Genomic DNA, 3,785 nt, shown 5'->3' on the forward strand with positions numbered 1-3,785 from the left:
CCCCGACGCCCACCCCGGCCGCGCCCGCGCCGCCGCAGGCCCGCCCGGCACCGTCCGGCGGCCTCGCCAGCACCGGCCTGAACGGGACCGTCCCGTACGCGCTCGCGGGCGGAGCGCTGCTGCTGGTGCTCGGCACCGGCCTGCTGGTCGCGGTGCGCAGGCGCCGCACCGGCTGACCCCCCGTCCGACGGGGCCCCGGGTGCGAACCCGGGGCCCCACCCGTGAACTCCCGTCCCCCGCAGAGGAACCCGTGGCCACCCAGCAGAAGAACCGCCGACGGTACGCGGCGGCGGCCGTCCTGACCGCCGTCCTGGTCGCCGCGGGCGGAGTGACGGCCTGGCAGGTCGCCGCCCGCCCGGACGACGCCCGCCCGCTCACCACCGAGGAGGCGTCCCGGCTCGCGCTCTCCCGGTTCACCCTCTACGGGGCCGACCCCGCCGCCGTCGACCTGACCGTCCAGGAGGGCGGCGGCACCGTCGTACAGGTGCACGCCGTCGTCGACTACCGCACCCGGCACGCCGCGGGCAGCTACCGGGTCACCGGCAGCCAGGGCCTCCTCGACGAAGGACTCGTCATCTGGGACACCGGCGGCCTCGGCCTCGCCGCGACCCCCGCCGGGGCGGACGGACCGCCCTGGGAACAGGCCGAACACGTCCCCCGCACCGGCTGGACCTCCCGCCCCTACGGCACCGACCCGCTCGACGCCGGACTCGATCTCGCCGTCCAACTCGGCGCCGACCGCCCCGACAACCCGCTCCTCCTCGCCCAGGCCGGCCCCCGCCTGCTCGGCCACGACCGCATCGACGGCCGCGACCACGACCGCATCTCCGGCCCCCGCCCCCGCGAGGCCGCCACGAGCGGCGACACCTCGCCGCTCACCTACTGGATCGACGCGGAGGGCGCCCTGCGCCGCGTCACCATGCGGATGACCGGCCTCGGCACCCCCACCACCCTGGACTTCCACGGGCCGGCGGCGGGGGCCGAGCTCCCGGAGGCGCCCTGGGCGACGGCGGGCTGAGACGTTGCCACGGGGGCGACCGGGCGGAGGAGGGAACCCCGGCGGGCGGAGGCACCGCGGGGCGGCGGGCGGCGGTGGGTGCAGGCGGGGGCGAAGCTCCCTGCTGCGCTTGCCGCGCCCGGCGCGGCGGTCGGGTCGTGGGCGGCAGCGGGTCGCGGCGGCCTCAGGACTGCGTGGGCAGCGGGTAGGCGTCCGGGTCGACCCGGCCCGGGAGGTCGACGGCGGGGACGGCCGGGGCCTGCGGGTCGGGGAGCGAGGGCTGGGCGGGTGGCACCGGGACGGCGTTGAAGGCCGTTCCCGGCGGGGCCTGGACGCCCGCCGCGCGTCCGGCCGGGACGGGGCCCGCGCCCGGAGCGTCGCAGGCCGCCAGGCGTTCCAGCCCGTCCGGGCTCTGCACCGAGGGCCCGTTGCCGGTGAAGCAGTTGCTCGGGTCGGCCGCCGCGCTGACCAGGTCGACCCCGTTGCCGGTGACCGCGTTGCCGGTGACCCGGTTCCCGGCGGCCGGGTGCCCCGGCGGGTCCGTCACCACCACGCCCGCCGCCCGGTTGCCCCGCACCAGGTTCCGCTCGACCCGGTTGCCCGTCCCGCCGCCGATGCCGATGCCGATCCCGAAGCCGCCGTCGGCCTGCTCCGGCGAGTCGGCCGCGTTGTTGTCGGCCACCACGTTGCCCGCGATCACCGCGGCGTGCTGCGGCGCCAGCGACTCCAGGTCGTTCGAGTTGACCGTCACCCCGACCCGGTTGCCCACCACCCGGTTCCCCACCACCGTCAGGTTCTCCGAGGCGTTGGTGATCTCGATCCCGACGGCGTTGCGCTCCACCGTGTTGCCCCGCACCAGGGTGTCGCACGGCCTGCACTGCCCGACGTAGATCCCCGAATCGGCCTGCCCCGACGCGTACGACTCCTCGATCACCCCGCCGCGCGCGTCGAACGCGTAGATCCCGTACAGCGCGTTCCCGTACGCCGTCACCCTGCTCGCCCGGAAGCCCTGGACGGGCGGGAAGCGCGTGGTGTCCAGCGGGTCGTAGGCGGAGCCGCCCGCGCCGTGGCGCTGGAGCTTCTCGTCGGTGACGCCGGTGAACAGCACCCCGTTGGCCAGGTACCCGTGCACGGTCAGGTTCTCCACCACGCTGCCCGCGCCCGTCGCCGTGATGCCGTTGACCAGCTTCAGCCCGCCGTCGAACACCACCGCGTTGCGGTCCGTCCCGCGCAGCACCACCCGCGGCCGCGTGATCCGCACGCTCTCCCGGTACGTGCCCGGGCCGACCAGCACCAGGTCGCCCGGGGCCGCGAGGTCCACCGCCCGCTGCACGGTCGGGAAGTCCTCCGGCACCCGCAGCACCGTCCCCGGCGGGTGCCGGTCGGCGGACGAGCCGTCGCCCCCGCCCGAGGAGCAGCCCGCCGCGGCCGGGAGCAGCAGCAGCGCCGCACCGAGCAGTAACCGGCCCGCCCGGGCCTGACGGATCATCAACGTGAAGCAAGAGAGGCGGAGTTGCATGAAACGTGTTCTATCGTCTGCAATGGCGGCCATGCACACCGAACCGGGGAACCCGCAGGACGCCGCCGCCCCGCCACGGCCCCGGATCGACCGCCGCACCCTGTTCACCGCGGGCGCCGCCCTCGCCGCGGGGGCCGCCGGAGCCACCGTCCTCACCCGCGAGGACGCCCCGCACCGGACCCCGGCCGCCGCCCCGCCGCCCGCGGCCGTCCCCTTCCACGGCGCCCGGCAGGCCGGCGTCACCCACCCCCAGCTCCCCGCGACCCGGCTGCTCGCCCTCGACCTGCCCGCCGACGCCGACCGCGCCGCCCTGCGGGCGCTGCTCGCCGCCACCGGGAACGTCCTCGCCCGCGCCGCCGACGGCACCCTCGACGACCCGCGGCTCGACGGCACCCCGCCGGTCACCACCCTCGCCGCACTCGGCCCCGCCCTCACCGCCCGCCTGCGCCTCCCCACCCCCGACGGCTTCGCCGAACTCCCGGCCCTCCCCGGCGACCGCCTCGACCCCGCCCGCAGCGGCGGCGACCTGCTGCTCCAGGTCAGCGCCGGACAGCCCTGGACCACCGGCGTCCTCACCGAGCACCTCCTCGCCGCCACGACCGCCGCGGGCGCCGTCCTGCGCTGGCACCAGAGCGGCTTCCTGCCGCCCACCCCCGACGGACAGACCCCCCGCAACCTCTTCGGCTTCAAGGACGGCACCGCCAACCCCGACCCCGCCGACCCCGCCCTCTGGCAGCGGGACGGCACCGTCCTCGTCTACCGCCGCATCCGGATGGACACCGCCGCCTTCGCCGCCCTCCCCGCCGACCGCCGCGACCTCGCCACGGGGCGCCGCGCCGACACCGGCGCCCCGCTCACCGGCAGCGCCGAGCACGACGACCCCGACATCTACGCCAAGCACCCCGACGGCTCCTACGTCATCCCCGCCACCGCCCACGTCCGCCTCAGCAGCCCCCGCCTCGACGGCGGCGCCCGGATGCTCCGCCGCGGCTGGTCCTACGACGACGCCCCCACCGACCGCGGCCTCCTCTTCTGCGCGTTCATGCGCGACCCGGCCCTCTTCACCCGCGTCCAGACCCGCCTCGCCGAACGCGACGCGCTCACGCCGTTCCTGACGCACACGGCCTCGGCGGTGGGGTGGGTCCTGCCGGGGGTGCAGCGGGGCGGGACGCTGGGGGAGGGGCTGTAGGGGAGGGGAGTCGCTGGCCGCGAGGGCTGGGGAGGGGGAGAGAGTCCGGCGGTGGGGTGGGTCCTGCCGGGGGTGCAGCG

The 3,785-nt window shown here is 77.4% G+C and carries 3 protein-coding genes; 2 read left to right on the forward strand and 1 reads right to left on the reverse strand.

Features of this window, described 5'->3' with window-relative positions:
- The first annotated feature begins 250 nt into the window (after positions 1–250).
- Entirely contained in the window at positions 251–1,018 is a 768-nt protein-coding gene (locus OO57_RS44455; RefSeq protein WP_033257317.1) for a hypothetical protein, read from the forward strand.
- Positions 1,019–1,181: 163 nt separating this feature from the next.
- On the opposite strand, the gene OO57_RS37320 is transcribed toward OO57_RS44455, so the two are convergent.
- The gene (locus OO57_RS37320; protein WP_051778756.1) at positions 1,182–2,486 is read right to left on the reverse strand and encodes a right-handed parallel beta-helix repeat-containing protein; all 1,305 of its coding nucleotides are present in this window, start codon (positions 2,484–2,486) and stop codon (positions 1,182–1,184) included.
- A 61-nt stretch (positions 2,487–2,547) separates the two neighbouring features.
- On the opposite strand from OO57_RS37320, the gene OO57_RS37325 reads away from it, so the two are divergent.
- Positions 2,548–3,705, forward strand: coding sequence for a Dyp-type peroxidase (locus OO57_RS37325; protein WP_063737734.1), 1,158 nt, complete (start codon positions 2,548–2,550; stop codon positions 3,703–3,705).
- Positions 3,706–3,785 lie beyond the last annotated feature (80 nt).

The sequence above is a fragment of the Kitasatospora phosalacinea genome (genome assembly GCF_000717185.1).
In the GTDB taxonomy this organism is placed as follows: domain Bacteria; phylum Actinomycetota; class Actinomycetes; order Streptomycetales; family Streptomycetaceae; genus Kitasatospora; species Kitasatospora phosalacinea_A.